At 40.0% G+C, this 14,136-nt stretch carries 19 protein-coding genes; 10 read left to right on the top strand and 9 right to left on the bottom strand.

What is annotated here, in order from left to right; all coding sequences use genetic code 11:
• Positions 1-230: 230 nt before the first annotated feature.
• From NST09_RS05095 to NST09_RS05085, 3 genes are all read left to right on the top strand, one after another.
• Positions 231-659: an HIT family protein gene (locus tag NST09_RS05095; RefSeq protein ID WP_008348883.1), complete on the top strand. Its 429-nt coding sequence runs from the start codon at positions 231-233 to the stop codon at positions 657-659.
• A gap of 158 nt (positions 660-817) precedes the next feature.
• Complete coding sequence (serC, locus tag NST09_RS05090; RefSeq protein ID WP_007497164.1) at positions 818-1,897, top strand: 3-phosphoserine/phosphohydroxythreonine transaminase; 1,080 nt, start codon at positions 818-820, stop codon at positions 1,895-1,897.
• A gap of 125 nt (positions 1,898-2,022) precedes the next feature.
• Complete coding sequence (locus NST09_RS05085; protein ID WP_017360314.1) at positions 2,023-2,541, top strand: tryptophan transporter; 519 nt, start codon at positions 2,023-2,025, stop codon at positions 2,539-2,541.
• Positions 2,542-2,795: 254 nt separating this feature from the next.
• Here the strand turns inward: NST09_RS05085 and NST09_RS05080 are convergent, their stop codons facing one another.
• A complete protein-coding gene (locus tag NST09_RS05080) occupies positions 2,796-2,987 on the bottom strand; it encodes a hypothetical protein (RefSeq protein WP_008348888.1) in 192 nt (63 codons plus the stop codon).
• A 128-nt stretch (positions 2,988-3,115) separates the two neighbouring features.
• On the opposite strand from NST09_RS05080, the gene NST09_RS05075 reads away from it, so the two are divergent.
• Both NST09_RS05075 and NST09_RS05070 read left to right on the top strand, forming a co-directional pair.
• Positions 3,116-3,472: a YtxH domain-containing protein gene (locus NST09_RS05075; protein WP_007497160.1), complete on the top strand. Its 357-nt coding sequence runs from the start codon at positions 3,116-3,118 to the stop codon at positions 3,470-3,472.
• Between the two features lie 187 nt (positions 3,473-3,659).
• Positions 3,660-4,274: an HTH-type transcriptional regulator Hpr gene (locus NST09_RS05070; RefSeq protein ID WP_008348891.1), complete on the top strand. Its 615-nt coding sequence runs from the start codon at positions 3,660-3,662 to the stop codon at positions 4,272-4,274.
• On the opposite strand, the gene NST09_RS05065 is transcribed toward NST09_RS05070, so the two are convergent.
• A complete protein-coding gene (locus NST09_RS05065) occupies positions 4,252-4,596 on the bottom strand; it encodes a YhaI family protein (protein ID WP_048002577.1) in 345 nt (114 codons plus the stop codon). The genes NST09_RS05070 and NST09_RS05065 overlap by 23 nt on opposite strands.
• A 234-nt stretch (positions 4,597-4,830) precedes the next feature.
• Between NST09_RS05065 and NST09_RS05060 the strand changes: the two genes are divergently transcribed.
• Positions 4,831-5,349 carry a DUF3267 domain-containing protein gene (locus NST09_RS05060; RefSeq protein ID WP_007497155.1) on the top strand — a complete coding sequence of 173 codons (519 nt, stop codon included), beginning with the start codon at positions 4,831-4,833 and terminating at the stop codon, positions 5,347-5,349.
• Positions 5,350-5,431: 82 nt separating this feature from the next.
• The gene (locus NST09_RS05055) at positions 5,432-5,617 is read left to right on the top strand and encodes a hypothetical protein (protein ID WP_072368131.1); all 186 of its coding nucleotides are present in this window, start codon (positions 5,432-5,434) and stop codon (positions 5,615-5,617) included.
• 53 nt (positions 5,618-5,670) lie between these two features.
• On the opposite strand, the gene NST09_RS05050 is transcribed toward NST09_RS05055, so the two are convergent.
• Positions 5,671-5,760 (bottom strand): YjcZ family sporulation protein, encoded by a 90-nt coding sequence (locus tag NST09_RS05050; protein WP_017360317.1) that lies wholly within the window; start codon positions 5,758-5,760, stop codon positions 5,671-5,673.
• Between the two features lie 145 nt (positions 5,761-5,905).
• Positions 5,906-5,992, bottom strand: a complete 87-nt coding sequence (locus NST09_RS05045; protein ID WP_008361129.1) for a YjcZ family sporulation protein — start codon at positions 5,990-5,992, stop codon at positions 5,906-5,908.
• A gap of 161 nt (positions 5,993-6,153) precedes the next feature.
• On the opposite strand from NST09_RS05045, the gene NST09_RS05040 reads away from it, so the two are divergent.
• Positions 6,154-7,029 (top strand): peptidylprolyl isomerase, encoded by an 876-nt coding sequence (locus NST09_RS05040; protein WP_007497153.1) that lies wholly within the window; start codon positions 6,154-6,156, stop codon positions 7,027-7,029.
• A gap of 54 nt (positions 7,030-7,083) precedes the next feature.
• Here the strand turns inward: NST09_RS05040 and NST09_RS05035 are convergent, their stop codons facing one another.
• The 4 genes from NST09_RS05035 to NST09_RS05020 all read right to left on the bottom strand — a co-directional run bounded on the left by NST09_RS05035 (position 7,084) and on the right by NST09_RS05020 (position 12,456).
• On the bottom strand, positions 7,084-7,314 hold the full coding sequence (locus NST09_RS05035; RefSeq protein WP_017360318.1) for a sporulation YhaL family protein: 231 nt from the start codon (positions 7,312-7,314) through the stop codon (positions 7,084-7,086).
• A 108-nt stretch (positions 7,315-7,422) separates the two neighbouring features.
• A complete protein-coding gene (gene yhaM, locus NST09_RS05030; RefSeq protein ID WP_007497151.1) occupies positions 7,423-8,376 on the bottom strand; it encodes a 3'-5' exoribonuclease YhaM in 954 nt (317 codons plus the stop codon).
• Between the two features lie 62 nt (positions 8,377-8,438).
• The gene (locus NST09_RS05025; protein ID WP_252224904.1) at positions 8,439-11,225 is read right to left on the bottom strand and encodes an AAA family ATPase; all 2,787 of its coding nucleotides are present in this window, start codon (positions 11,223-11,225) and stop codon (positions 8,439-8,441) included.
• A gap of 16 nt (positions 11,226-11,241) precedes the next feature.
• On the bottom strand, positions 11,242-12,456 hold the full coding sequence (locus tag NST09_RS05020) for a DNA repair exonuclease (RefSeq protein WP_342493407.1): 1,215 nt from the start codon (positions 12,454-12,456) through the stop codon (positions 11,242-11,244).
• A gap of 173 nt (positions 12,457-12,629) precedes the next feature.
• Between NST09_RS05020 and NST09_RS05015 the strand changes: the two genes are divergently transcribed.
• Positions 12,630-12,818, top strand: a complete 189-nt coding sequence (locus tag NST09_RS05015; RefSeq protein ID WP_008348907.1) for a YhzD family protein — start codon at positions 12,630-12,632, stop codon at positions 12,816-12,818.
• A 35-nt stretch (positions 12,819-12,853) separates the two neighbouring features.
• On the opposite strand, the gene NST09_RS05010 is transcribed toward NST09_RS05015, so the two are convergent.
• A complete protein-coding gene (locus tag NST09_RS05010) occupies positions 12,854-13,669 on the bottom strand; it encodes an enoyl-CoA hydratase (protein WP_080688154.1) in 816 nt (271 codons plus the stop codon).
• 135 nt (positions 13,670-13,804) lie between these two features.
• Between NST09_RS05010 and NST09_RS05005 the strand changes: the two genes are divergently transcribed.
• Complete coding sequence (locus NST09_RS05005; protein WP_025207030.1) at positions 13,805-14,131, top strand: hypothetical protein; 327 nt, start codon at positions 13,805-13,807, stop codon at positions 14,129-14,131.
• Positions 14,132-14,136 lie beyond the last annotated feature (5 nt).

Genomic DNA, 14,136 nt, shown 5'->3' with positions numbered 1-14,136 from the left:
AATATGTATACGACGAACCAAAACGTCAAATGAGGTGTTTACGGCAGAAATAGCAGGCATATGAATTCTTTATTTCAGTAAATAAAGAATTCAAAAGGCATATCAAATGAAAGCATCAGCATTTCTTCTGCAGGAGCAGGATGAGCGACCAAAGGAGTTCGCTTGTCCTGTTTTCTTTTTTGCTTCTTTTTGTGATACGATAAAGGAAAAATAATGAGGAGTGACATGGCGTGAGCGACTGCATTTTTTGCAAGATCATTGATGGAGACATTCCATGTGCAAAAGTATATGAAGACGAGCATGTATTGGCTTTTCTTGATATCAGCCAAGTAACAAAAGGACATACCCTTGTAATCCCGAAAATACATAAAGAAAACATTTATGACATGACACCAGAAGTGTCTAATCATTACTTCCAAGCGATTCCAAAAATCGCTAGAGCCATCAAACAAGAATTTGAACCAATTGGTTTAAACCTTCTGAACAACAACGGTGAAAAAGCCGGACAATCTGTGTTCCATTACCATATGCATATTATTCCGCGTTATGGCAAAGGCGACGGCTTTGGTGCCGTATGGAAATCTCACCAAGATCAATATACATCAGAGGATTTAAAAGACATTTCTTCTGCCATCCATACGCGCCTTACCTCATCTTAATTGATGAGGTTTTTCTTTTTTTCGCCTCTTTTCTGAGCTTATCCTCTGAATCGTAAGATATTTAGGACGATTCAAATTTTTTGTCCAAATGCTTCAAATTTGTGATAGGATGGTTTTATCTTTTGATCCATTAACGCGAGAAATAGGGAGAGATTGTGATGAAGCGAACGACGAATTTTAATGCTGGTCCGGCGGCGCTGCCGCTAGAAGTGCTTCAAAAAGCACAGGAAGAACTTGTTGATTTTAAACAAACCGGGATGTCTGTGATGGAACTTTCTCATCGCAGCGGTGAGTATGAAGAAGTCCACAATAAAGCGAAAGCACTCTTGGTAGAATTGATGGACATTCCAGAAGATTATGAGGTCCTCTTTTTACAAGGCGGGGCAAGTCTTCAATTTGCAATGATTCCGATGAACTTCTTACATGAAGGCGAAACGGCTCATTTCATCCAAACAGGTGCTTGGTCAGAGAAAGCCTTGTCAGAAGCAAAAGGGTTTGGTGAAACATCAGTGTTTGCCTCAAGTGAAGACGACAACTATTCGTATATTCCAGATGTAGATGCGTCCGTTTTAAATGACGGTGCTTACTTGCACATCACATCGAACAATACCATTTTCGGTACTCAGTGGAAAACGTTCCCGAACACGTCACTCCCGCTTATTGCCGACATGTCCAGTGATATTCTCAGCAAAAAAATAGACGTGTCTTCATTTGATTTCATTTATGCCGGGGCACAAAAAAATCTAGGGCCTTCTGGTATCACGATTGTGATCGCGCGCAAACGTTTATTAGAGAAAGAAAAAAGCGGCACACCTAAAATTTTAAAATATTCAACACATGCCAAAGCCAATTCTCTTTATCACACACCACCAACTTTTGCGATTTATATGCTGTCCCTTGTCCTGGAGCATGTGAAACAGGCGGGCGGTGTAGAAGCAGCAGAAAAACGCAATGAACAAAAAGCAGCGCTTCTGTATGATACGATTGATCAAAGTGGCGGTTTTTACAAAGGGCATGCACGTGCTGACAGCCGTTCACATATGAATGTCACGTTTACCCTGCGTGATGATGCACTCACTGCATCCTTTGTGGAGAAAGCAAAACAAGAACAAATGGTTGGACTCGCCGGCCACCGTTCTGTTGGCGGATGCAGAGCCTCGATTTACAACGCCGTCTCTATAGAAGACTGCCAAAAGCTTGCGGACTTTATGAAAAAGTTCCAGCAAGAAAATGAGTAAAAAGGCTTTTCTATCGTGAAATAAATTTGTTATAATAACGAGAAATATAAAGTCATGACTCTTGCAATAAATGATCAGCCATATTATTGGAGAGTTCTAAGAGCTTAGCAGAGGAGAGCATAGAAATGAAAACAAAAGAATTAGTAATTATGTCATTGCTTGCAGCAATGGGAGCTGTTTTGCATACGATTTTCCCGCCCATCTTTTTTGGAATGAAACCTGATATGATGCTGGTTATGATGTTTTTAAGCATCATCCTTTTTCCGAAAGTACAGCATGTCGTTGTGATCGCCCTAGTTACTGGGGTCATTTCCGCTTTGACAACAGGTTTTCCAGGCGGACAAATTCCAAATATGATTGATAAACCGGTGACAGCCTTTATCTTCTTAGCCCTTTTCTTATCTTGCCTGAAGATCAAGAACAAAGTCGTTCTGACCGCTGTACTCACCGCTGTTGGGACCGTCGTATCAGGCGTGATTTTCCTATCTGCCGCTTTACTGATTACTGGACTGCCGGCTGCGTTACCAGCACTTCTTGTAGGTGTTGTCCTGCCAGCAACTGTGATCAATACGATAGCTATGGTATTTGTCTTCCCGATTGCTCAGTCCATATTAAAGCGCGCAAGAATGATTGAAGTCGCTTAACGAATAACTGAACCTCTTCATTAGATGAAGAGGTTTTTTTCATATTGTTGACAAAGGGCTAAAATGATTCTTTATTTTAGCCCTTTGTCTTCTTTTCAGCATGATTGAAAGCCCTTGAAGTCTAGGAAGGACGAGTACTGGCGCGGAGCGAATTTGACATTCGTGAGCACCAGCACGCAGGACTGACAAAGAATGCGAGGGTTTGTCTACATGCTGGAACCTCTTCATTAGATGAAGAGGTTTTTTTCATGCTTCTATAAAAGAAAAAGGGTAAGCAGCAAAATGGAGAGCGAAATCCCTGCACCTGCCGCACACACAATTGCTTTTTGTCTTAATACATGTTTTGGCGGATAAGATCCTGCATACCCAAGCTGCCTTACATAATGAATAGAACCACCTGCGAAAATCACACACATACACGTAAAAACGAACAGAAAGACAGACAACCTTCTCCCCTCCCTTTTCTTCAAAAGTATGCTAAAATAAAGCAAGCTATGTATGGAAGTTCAATGAAGCTGATCGTCAGCTCAGAGAGAACATGCGAATGTGTAAAATTTGACTAGAGGTGATTGGAATGGCTAGTGGACGTTCTTTATTAACAGGATTATTTGTAGGCGGTCTCCTCGGAGGTGCGGCAGTGCTCCTGACGACTCCCTCTTCTGGCAGAGATGTACGCGGAAAGATGAAAGACGGCTATGACAAATTTGAAGATACGCTGACAAGATTAAAAAGAGATGGACAAGCTTTAAAAGAGCAGATTGTTGAAACCGCAAAAGAAAGTGCTGAGGTCATTAAAGAGGTTGGGACTGAATTGCAAACATCCATTCAGCAATGGCGCGAGGAAATCAAACCTCATCAGCAGGACTTACAAAAGGAAATTCAGGAAATTGAGGAAAAGCTCAAACAACTGGAGAAAACCTTACAAAACTAATATACTCACAAAAAAATATTCGTTTACAAAAGTGTGCGGGGTGCGTATCCCGCACTTTTTTTGCTGAAAAAAGGTTATTTTGTCAATGTTTTTCATGACTTTTAAAAATTCTTGAATTTTCAGCTTTATTAATCTTTATTTTATTGGCATAATAGAATTACAAGAAAAAGAGAAGTAGGTGAAATGGATGAATCATTCGGAACAGCCTTTCGATGTAAAAGAAGCACTTTTATTCAGTCAAAGAATGGCCCAATTGAGCAAAGCTCTTTGGAAATCCATTGAAAAGGACTGGCAGCAGTGGATCAAACCGTATAACCTAAATATCAATGAACATCATATTTTGTGGATTGCGTATCAATTAAAAGGAGCTTCAATATCAGAAATTGCAAAGTTTGGCGTCATGCATGTATCAACGGCGTTTAACTTCTCTAAAAAATTAGAGGAAAGAGGATTTTTAAAATTTTCTAAAAAGTTAAACGATAAACGCAATACGTATATTGAACTAACGCCAAAAGGCGAAGAGACATTCCATAAACTACTCGAAGATTACGACCCGGCCCGAACTGGTATTGTCAAAGGCGCACAGCCGCTTCATGACATTTACGGAAAGTTCCCTGAAATTTTAGAAATGATGTGTATTATCCGAAACATTTATGGTGAGGATTTCATGGAGATTTTTGAGAAATCGTTTTCAAACATTGAGAAGGACTTTTTGAATGAACGTGGGAAAGTCACGAAAAAGCCTGAAGAACTTGAAGACTCAGCAGAGGAAAAAGCGGCTAAAGCAAATCAAATTGTTTAATGATCTTTATAAATTCATTCATTAACGGCTGAAACAGCCCTTGATCATGCAAAGCAAAAATCGTCTCATGAACATCCAGCTTTTCAATTAACTGTCCCGCAAACAGCGCAAGGAGATCGTCGAACATGACGTAGCCTTGTGCTTTTTGCTTGTCCATTTCATCTGAGAGCTCAACACAAATACGCTCAATGTCCTTTGCCTCTTCTTTCGATACACGCTGCCGGATCAATAGCGCATAATATGGATAACGGCTCATATCTGTCGCCGTCAGTAACAGTTCCATATAATATTCGAGCTGGCTCATTCGTTCCTCAATACTCATGTACGTTCCCTCTTTCTCTTAGTCACTCTATTTTAGCCGAAATTACTCATTGACGAAAGAGACGAACCTCCCTCTTATGTCTTTTTTTCTTGAAAAACCCAAAGTTTCCTCTCTTTACTCCATATGAATGTAACAATTTATTTTTTTTCTTGAAAACCATTGATTTTTATCCTCAGGAAGAGTAAATTATCTTGAGATATTCAATTAGTTTTTTTGAGATTGGAAGGATGAAAAATGAATTGTTGGAAGACCATTAATCTTGAAAAGGATTATGGTTATACGAGAATGATGATTTCAGCCATATGTCTTACTGTATTTTTTTTCATTATGGCATTTTTATGTTTTCAACTGACTCATCCTGAAACGAGACTCAGCAGTCACAATGCACCACTTTTTGTCGTGCTTTTACTTGCGACATTGCTTGTCCACCGCGTGGTTCACTTGATCCCAGTCATGAAACATAAGAAAAAAATGACGTTATTTAAACGAAATTGCTGGCAGCGCGTGCCTAAGAGAGTGATGCTTTTCTCACTGCTCAGCCCGTTTTGTGTCATCTCACCTGTTTACTTTGTTTTAGGAATGGCATTTCCAATGTACGCACACTATTTTATCATGATCGCAAGTATTCATGCAGGCTATTGTTTGCCTGACTTTTTATTTGCTTGGAAACTGCTAAAAGCGCCAAAATCATGCATCATTGATCAAGCCCAAGACGAGTTTGATATTTTAGTTGACCCAACTTCCTCATCATGAGGTTTTTAAAGCCAACTTCTATCTTTTTCATAAAAAATTTGGTAATGTAGTATGGGAATAGCATAGAGAGGGGGGATCTCCGATAGTTTTATTTTACTTCATCGTCTTTGCCGCGTTTATTGTGTATTCAATAAACAGGCTTACTAATACATTATGCCTTGTCAGAGAGATTCCTGAAGAACGGCAAGATAAGGTGTTTCGCTTTATCAATGTATCGATACTGATCTTACTGATCTCATCATTTGTTGAAATTACCATATCTATTTAAGATCAAAGCAAAAGCTGCCTGTTTGATGGCAGCTTTTTGTGTATGATGATCTATTAGCAAATCCAAGATGCACCGATAATGATCAATAAGATGAATAACACGACGACTAGTGCAAAACCGCCAGCAAAGACTTCTCCTCCCATGTGAAAACACCTCCTGCCAGTTCTTCCTCTGTTCTAAGCTCAGTGTATGCAGAAAATTTTAAAACGTTTAGGCACTTGTCATCGTTTTAAAAAAGAACCGCCCGCACGCATGGCAGGACGGCTCCTTTCTGTTACAGCGATTTAATTAATAAAGATATGCTGCACCAACGATGATCAGCAAAATGAATAGCACGACCAATAAAGCAAACCCATTAGAATATCCTGCTCCCATATAATTCAGCCTCCTTTTTGTGATCAATATATGTGTATGTTGGTCGCAAAAATTTGACTAGACGAATGCCCTCCCATTTGCATTTCTTTTTACAGCATGTCACAATATGTTATGATACAAGCAATGATAAATAAATTGGAAAGATTAGGAGTGTTTTTTGAATGAAAAAAATGGCTTTAGCAGCTGTAACAGCAGTAAGTGTTTTAACTCTTGGCGCATGCAGTAGCGGTGACAAAGAAGTGATCGCAACAACAAAATCAGGAGATGTCACAAAAGAAGAGCTTTACACAACACTTAAAAAACAAGCAGGTGGAGATGCTTTAAACCTACTTGTTCAACAAAAGGTTCTTGCTGACAAATACAAAGTATCAGATAAAGAAATTGATAAGAAATTGGAAGAATATAAAAAGACACTTGGTGAAGATCGTTTAAAACAACTTCAAGATGAATTCGGAAAAGATTACATCAAAGATCAAGTAAAATATGAGCTGCTGACTCAAAAGGCTGCCAAAGCTAACATCAAAATCACTGACAAAGAAGTAAAAGCGTATTACGATGACCTAAAAGGGAAAATCCGTGCAAGCCACATTTTAGTTGCTGACAAGAAAACAGCAGATGAAGTAGAAAAGAAATTAGATAAAGGCGAAAAATGGGATGACCTTGTATCTGAATATTCAACTGACACTGCTTCAGCAGCACAAGGCGGCGATGTAGGCTGGTTCGCAAAAGATGGCCAAATGGATGAGAACTTCAGTAAAGCTGCCTTCAAACTAAAAGTAAATGAAATCAGCAAACCAGTAAAATCTCAATTTGGTTACCATATCATTAAAAAGACCGAAGAACGCGGTAAATACGATGACATGAAAGCAGACTTGAAAAAAGAACTGCTTGATCAAAAACAAGCAGATAACAATGAAATTCAGACGATCTTAAACAAATTGGTGAAAGATGCTGATGTGAAAGTAAAAGATAAAGAACTTGAAAATACTTTCAAAGAAAAATCTGAGCAAACCACACAACAAACAACAAACCAATAATGAACGAAAACCCCCTCTACATGAACTTGTAGAGGGGTTTTTTATTCTTATTGATTATGCAATCGAATGGTCCTCATGCTTCGCCGTTTCCTGTGATCGTTTCATTTGCTGTCCTTGACGTCTACGCTCTCTTTCCTGCTCCATTCGTTCGATAAAGATTTCTCCCTCTTTTTCAATAAAGGATTGATCAATCTCTTGCTCCTCTTTGGCTGTCGTCATTAATTTATAGGCACAAAAGATAATACCAATGATACATGCATATACCCACCATGGAAAAAATAACATTGTCTTCGCCTCCTTTTTTAGGACTAATCTCTCTTCCTTTGTGTTACATGCTTATGCGAAAAGAAGACAAGTTATGAAAAAAAACGCCCGCATCAAACGGGCGTTTTATCATGATGATTCATTGTGAAAGGTTGGTTTATAAAACGAACGATTCTCTAGTGCAAAAATACGCTCTGTATATTCTCCTGGCTTCACATGCTCAAGCGCACGATCCATCATGTTCATTTTTGCATCTAAATTATCTATATAGTGGAGAATTTCGGCTTCCTTCACCATTGGTGGTTTAGGACTGCCCCACTCCCCTTTTCCATGATGACTCAGCACTAAATGCTGCAGAATCAGAATTTCCTCAGAATCAATGCCAAGCTCCTCTGCGGCTTTCGCAATTTCTGTCACCATAATAGAAATGTGGCCAATTAAGTTCCCTTCTACTGTATATGTGGTGGAGACAGGACCCGAAAGCTCTTTGACTTTCCCTAAATCATGTAGAATGATCCCTGAATATAAAAGATCTCGATCTAGTGATGGGTATAGATCAACAATGGATTTCGCTAAATGAAGCATCGATACCACGTGATAGGCAAGACCCGAAACAAACTCGTGATGGTTTTTCGTAGCTGCTGGGTAATCAGCGAATTCCTGTCCATATTTCTTCAGCAAATGTCTTGTGACACGCTGAATATTAGGGTTTTTCATATCAAAAATATATTGCATGATGGTATCCATCATATCGTGCTTTGGAATAGGAGCTGTTTCTAGAAAATCATCAATGCGGATTTGCTCGTTTTCAGCAACAGGACGTATATTCCTAAGCTTCAGCTGATTCCTTCCGCGATAATGATGAATATCACCTACTACCTTCACAATGGTTTGCGCAGCATATGTGAGTTCATCATTCTGCTTTGCATCCCATAGCTTCGCCTCAATATCTCCACTTTGATCTTGAAGAATTAACGTTAAAAATGGTTTGCCATTACTCGCAATCCCTTTAGTAGATGATTTAATTAATAAATGCAGGTCAACTTGTTCGCCGACGTCATAGGTCATGATCCCTTTAGCCATTCAATAAATGCTCCTTCCATGTTTCTGCTCATATAAGTATAACATAAGTCATAATTTGTCAATCATTCCACTACTAAACTCGTAATCTGCCCGTCTTCCGCTGCTTGTTTCATATAATGATGACAAGTGAAATAAAACAGCTGTGATTCAAAACGAGTGAGTTCACTCATCAGCTCCAGCACCCTGTCTAGACGGACATGATCAAAGTGAACGAAACTGTCATCCATCATAAATGGGAGCTGACACTCTTGCTGGTGGGACAAAGCAAGTGCAAAACGAATCGAGAGATAAATCTGCTCACATGTTGCTTGTGAAAGCTCCTCCGGGCGGAATAGGCGTCCATCCCTCCGTTTCACAATCAGCCGGTCATCTTCGGCAGAAAATAAAATCACTTCATAACGATCATTCGTCAACGGCTGAATAAATCGGGAAGCTGTTTGGAGGAGTGCTGGTAGCCTCGTTTCTTTATGCTCATTGAGTTTCTCTCGAATGACGGAACGAACGAGCTGAATAGCCGCCCATTTTTTCGCTAGATGCTTTGCCTGCTCCTGCTCTACAGCAAGCTGATGAGTCAAATCAGACACCGTACCTGATGCTTCTATTTGGCGTATTTCTACTGCTAATTCTGCCAAGCGTCTTTTCATATTCGTCACATTCTCTTGCATGTCATTCAGACGCCTTTTTGCTTGTGCACACTGCTCCTCAAGGGTGCGTAAACCTTTACGGACAATGACCTCTTCCTCATCTATATAACCGCTTTTGTGCAGCTCTTGGTTCAGCTGCTGCAAATTGTACAGCCGCTCCCGGTATTCTTTGGATAGATGAGATAGGACATGATAATCTTCTTTTGACGCTGCTTCTACTTTTCGAAAAAGCTCGTCCGTTTGTTTTTCATAATATTGAACTTCTCCTTCTAATGTTGTCAGCTGGTGCTCTACATGCTGAATGGATACGTGCAATGTCTGACGTTCTTTTTCTCTTTTTTCCTCATCTTTCAATATCTCTTGAAAGGCTGAGATATTCTCTTGAATGGTCCCTTCTTTTCTTTGAAGGAGACTCATGAGCGCTGAAACTCTTTGCTCGTAGGTCGATTGCTGCTGTGTGAGCATCTCTATTTCCTTGTTAAGCGCCTCATATGCCGCTGTATTCGCTTTTAATTGTTTCAAGATATGGAAAGCTTCCACAAGGAATGAGAGCTCTGAGGACAAACCCAGCTGCCTTCTCATATCTTCTACTTGCTGCTGTACAGGTTCCAGTTCCCGCTCCCAGTCTTCATATTGCTGTATCATTCTTTCGTATAAAAGCTCCTTTTGCTTCACTAGCGTTTCAGCTGAAGCTGTTTGAACTTGAAAAGAATGATAGGCGTTACTGTCGTTTGCTTCCTTCATCTGAGTCTGTTTAAGCACTGGATAAATAGCAATCAAGATAAATACGGAAAATCCTGCAAACAGTAACGTCACCCAGCTCTCTGCTAAAACGAATAAGACCGTGAGAATGACAGCACATAGCACGAACATCAGCGGGAATAACCACACTCTGGAATGATTCTGTTTCACTGTAGCCCTTGTGCCCCTGACATCTTCTGCATCTTGCTCTTTAACGGGCTGTTCCTTTAATCCTTTTAGAGCGGTTTCCGCTTCTTCCAGCTCATGTCTTGCATGATCAAACCGGTCATCGAGCTGTGTTTTCCTATCCATTAAACGAACGTATTGGCTCACAGCCTCTTTTAATTCCCACTCAAAGTCAAGTGAATCATCCAGCTGGTCAAGCTTGATTGGACGCTGCCACTTCAGCTTCGCTGATGCTTCTTCTATTTTTTGTTTCAAAGAATTCTGCTCTGTTTTCCCTTCTGCTAAGCGTTTCTTCACAAGTTCAGCATCAGATGATTCAGCTATGACCTGCTTCATCTCCAATACCGTATCCTTGTCATAGAGTGGCTGAACTTGCGTGAGCGACGTTTGCAAATGATCTAATTTTTGTTTCAGTGCCGTCAATTGCGCCTTTTTTGGGTGAAGGTGTGATTCTAATTTATCAAGTTCATGCGCGGTTTCCGGTCTAAACCGTTTGACTCGTTCTGGATAACTAGCCAAATCTTTTTTTAACTCTATCTTTTTTTCTATCATAGGATAAAGTCGAATATGTTCAGTCAAATGCCGAATCTCTTTTTCAGTCTGTCTCATTTCATGCTGAAGCATTTCTACCTTCTCGGTTAATTCAGCTTGTTCTTTTTTCTTTTCGGTATAACGACTTTCTACCAATTTGGTCTGTTTCAACTTACCTGACAGCTCTTTTACATGATCAAGCTGCTGATTTAATTCAGGCTTACGTCCATTCGGTTTAAAAAGCTGCTCCTGCTGTTTTAGTAGCCTGCTGTCCATTTTAGATGCCGCATCTGAGCCAAACAAACTTGAAAAGAGTAGAAATTCCCCTATTTGATCTTGATTTAATGCTTGTACATTTTGCAGACCAAACACGTCAAAAGAATAGATCGATTGGTATAATCTGCGATCCGTTCCCTTTAACATCGCATGTAGAAACGCTTCATCTTTCACTTCACCATTTGGCAGCAACACCTGAGCTTGGCCGCCATGATCAGATGTTCTTTCAATATGAATCACACCTAATTCCTCATCTAAACATGTAAGAGACCCGCCATAAAATGAGCCATGCTTCGGCTTATACATATGGCTTTTGGAAAAACCAAATAACATCGATTCAATAAACGCCTTCAATGTCGTTTTCCCCGATTCATTCAGGCCATAAACTAACTGAAAACCGTCATCAGAAAAGTGGAAGGTTTGATTGGAAAATTTCCCGAAATTCGCAATATGGAGTGAACGTATTTTCATCATGCCTCTCCTTTTCTCATAATTGCTTCAGCTGTTCTGCCAGCAGCCTTTGTGCCTCTTCTTTAATATCGATCTCGTCCTCTTTTGTAAAAGCTCTTCCTGCCTTTCTATAGGTTGGATGACGCTTGATCGGTGAAAGCAGCTCATCATACGCATCAAACTCGGCAATTTCTGCTGTTAGTTCTGTCAAAAAAGAATCTTCTGGATAGACGGCATCTACATGTGTCCGGCAGTCAATCGACATCACCCAAACGAACAAGTCTTCATCTTCCTCCTGTTCATGAAGAACAGCCATCAGCTCCTCAAGCACTTCAAGCTGCGTGAGCTCCATATAAGCAGGAGCATCGCCAGTTAGTTCGATTTTCACAAAATGAGGAACACCTCTCTCTTTCAGTCCACTCATCTTTTTGTCCACAAGTATCACAAGATCGGTCATATGAGCGGTATGTGTGATATCTATTGTCAATGTCTCAAAGATGACATCTGAACAGCTCACAAACTCCGCTCTTTGAGCATCTTCAGATAGGTAAACGACATAACAGCCTTTCTCTCCTGTTTCTTTTATATGTCTTCCTTGCACGTTTCCAGGATAAATCACCATTGGATCTTCATGCAGAAGAGCCCGCTTATGAATATGTCCAAGCGCCCAATAATCAAAATCCCGCGCTAGAAGCTGCTGAAGCTGAAATGGTGCATACGCATCATGCCCTTCTTGACCTGCTAATGTGCCGTGAAGCATGGCAATATGATAGGGGGCATCTGTTTTTTTTTCATAATAAGGTGTCATATTTTCATGGACAGCCCGCTCTTTGTAGCTGAACCCGTAAATACTTGCCACAAGCTGACCTTCTCTATAAAAGGCTTGCTCACTTGGCGTACTGCTCAAAAAAACGTGAACATTCTCTGGCCACTCAATTGGTGTCCATTCACCACCTAAATGATCATGATTACCATAAATAATAAACACTTCAATCCCGTGTGATTGCAGCTTAAGAAACTGATTTCTTAAAAAAAGTTGTGCTTTTAGGCTGCGATTCGATTCGTCAAATAGATCTCCGCTTAGCAGCATAAAGTCTACTTCTCGATCAATTGCAAGTTCAAACATGTTCTTGGCACTTTGAAATGTACTTTCTTTCAACCTCTTAAAAATTCGGTTCGGTATATTGGACATTCCCGCAAACGGACTATCTAAATGAAGATCTGCGGCATGAATAAAAGTGAGCTTCGTCAAACGTCTATCTCCTTGTACGTTACTGTAGTTGTCCATATTTTATCACGCCGTTTTTACGAATGCACGTTCTATCGCTCTTATTCTAAAAAACACATTTTTAGGGGTAAAAAAAGAGGTTTTAACTTCCTCCTTGTATAATTCATTAAAAAACAAGAAGAAAGGGAAGATCAGAGATGGAGAAAACCTACTTTTTGACTGTATTTGATTCGTCAGGTGAAACCTTATTAAACGAAAAAATCACCACAGATAGTGATGAAAAAGCAAAAGAATTAGGACGTCATCGTTTAATCGAACAACAATACACAAAGCATTCTCACCGGCTCGTAAATGATGCAGGTAAACTTCTTTTATTTGAACGTTAAAAAAGCCGGCATCCGCCGGCCATTCATTCTTCTATTTAATGAAACACAGGACGTCTTTTTTCCAAAAACGCTTGAACACCCTCCTGATGATCACGGCTTTGTCTCAGTCTAGCTTGTGCAGCACGCTCTTTTTGAAGAACGGCTAACAGCTGTGATTCTGACTGCTGAAAATAAATCATCTTTGTTTCAACAAAGGCTTGAAGCGGCATATTTAAAAACGGCTTGACGCACGCTTTCTGATACGTATCCACCTCATCTTGAAACACGCCGTCTGCAAGGCGAAGCTTGAGCGCTTCTTCAGCCGGCAGCTTTTGCCCGCTCCAAATCAATTGTTTAGCGGTTTGTTCACTAACTCTTTTGGTGAGGAAAAAATGCCCTCCGCCATCTGGGATTAACCCGATTCCATTAAAGTTCATGGCAAGTTTAGCATCTTGATGCATAAACAAATAGTCACAGCTAAGGGCAAAGCTAAAAGCAAGACCAGCCGCTGCCCCGTGGACAAGTGCAATCGTCACTTTTTTCATACTGGCTAAAGAAAGTGTAATTCCCTCGATCAGATCCATCACGCGATGAAAATCTTCTTCACGATCTTGCTTTAGCATCATGCCAATATCTCCGCCTGCTGAAAACCCTTTGCCCATCCCCTTGAGTACAACAATTTTCGCACTGCTCTCACTCGCTGTATCACACGCTTCCTTCAATTCAGCAAACATGTCAACATGAAACGAATTATACGCTTCAGGCCTATTGAAAACGATTTCAAAAATATCCCCATCTACCTGACAATTGATATACGTCATCATCCATTCCCCCTCTTTCTTTTCAAGCTCATCACTTACTTCAATTTCCATCAAGCAATTCCTTTTCCTCTACACAAAAAATTTCAAGATCAACTGATACTAAAATAAGCATAATTGTTGAAACGAGAAATATATTTTTATATAGTAAAATAAGAAATAAAACATCATATGAAAGGGGGAGAATGATTGATAAGAAGTTCCATATGTATATTGATTAGCTGCATCGTCATGTTTTCTCCCTTTTCAAATGTCGTTTTTGCTTCACAAGCAGAAGCGAGCACACCGAGCCTGATTTCTCCATCGATTTATGATGAAGAAATCAATGCTGTGAAGACACCTCCGTTTTCAAAAAAACATGCCGCATCTCTTCTGTTAAAACAGAGGTTATCAATGGGCGCTTCAAAAGCTTTTCTTGTAAAGCTTGCATCAACCACAGCGTTATCTATTGATTTATGTTTTTTAGAAATGAAGTGTGCAATCCCCATTATGTACCAATCAAATTACCTCGACTGATTCAT

Source organism: Bacillus sp. FSL W7-1346, from assembly GCF_038593335.1.
GTDB lineage: Bacteria > Bacillota > Bacilli > Bacillales > Bacillaceae > Bacillus > Bacillus altitudinis.
This window is presented reverse-complemented; position numbering and strand designations above follow the sequence as displayed.

Coding starts and splice junctions, on each gene's coding strand:
- NST09_RS05060 (WP_007497155.1), top strand. CDS start 4,831: ATGAATTGTTGGAAGACCATTAATCTTGAAAAGGATTATGGTTATACG.
- NST09_RS05050 (WP_017360317.1), bottom strand. CDS start 5,760: ATGGGAGGAGAAGTCTTTGCTGGCGGTTTTGCACTAGTCGTCGTGTTA.
- NST09_RS05025 (WP_252224904.1), bottom strand. CDS start 11,225: ATGAAAATACGTTCACTCCATATTGCGAATTTCGGGAAATTTTCCAAT.
- serC (WP_007497164.1), top strand. CDS start 818: ATGAAGCGAACGACGAATTTTAATGCTGGTCCGGCGGCGCTGCCGCTA.
- NST09_RS05065 (WP_048002577.1), bottom strand. CDS start 4,596: ATGAGTATTGAGGAACGAATGAGCCAGCTCGAATATTATATGGAACTG.
- NST09_RS05075 (WP_007497160.1), top strand. CDS start 3,116: ATGGCTAGTGGACGTTCTTTATTAACAGGATTATTTGTAGGCGGTCTC.
- yhaM (WP_007497151.1), bottom strand. CDS start 8,376: ATGGCTAAAGGGATCATGACCTATGACGTCGGCGAACAAGTTGACCTG.
- NST09_RS05010 (WP_080688154.1), bottom strand. CDS start 13,669: ATGGAAATTGAAGTAAGTGATGAGCTTGAAAAGAAAGAGGGGGAATGG.
- NST09_RS05070 (WP_008348891.1), top strand. CDS start 3,660: ATGAATCATTCGGAACAGCCTTTCGATGTAAAAGAAGCACTTTTATTC.
- NST09_RS05085 (WP_017360314.1), top strand. CDS start 2,023: ATGAAAACAAAAGAATTAGTAATTATGTCATTGCTTGCAGCAATGGGA.
- NST09_RS05015 (WP_008348907.1), top strand. CDS start 12,630: ATGGAGAAAACCTACTTTTTGACTGTATTTGATTCGTCAGGTGAAACC.
- NST09_RS05040 (WP_007497153.1), top strand. CDS start 6,154: ATGAAAAAAATGGCTTTAGCAGCTGTAACAGCAGTAAGTGTTTTAACT.
- NST09_RS05035 (WP_017360318.1), bottom strand. CDS start 7,314: ATGTTATTTTTTCCATGGTGGGTATATGCATGTATCATTGGTATTATC.
- NST09_RS05045 (WP_008361129.1), bottom strand. CDS start 5,992: ATGGGAGCAGGATATTCTAATGGGTTTGCTTTATTGGTCGTGCTATTC.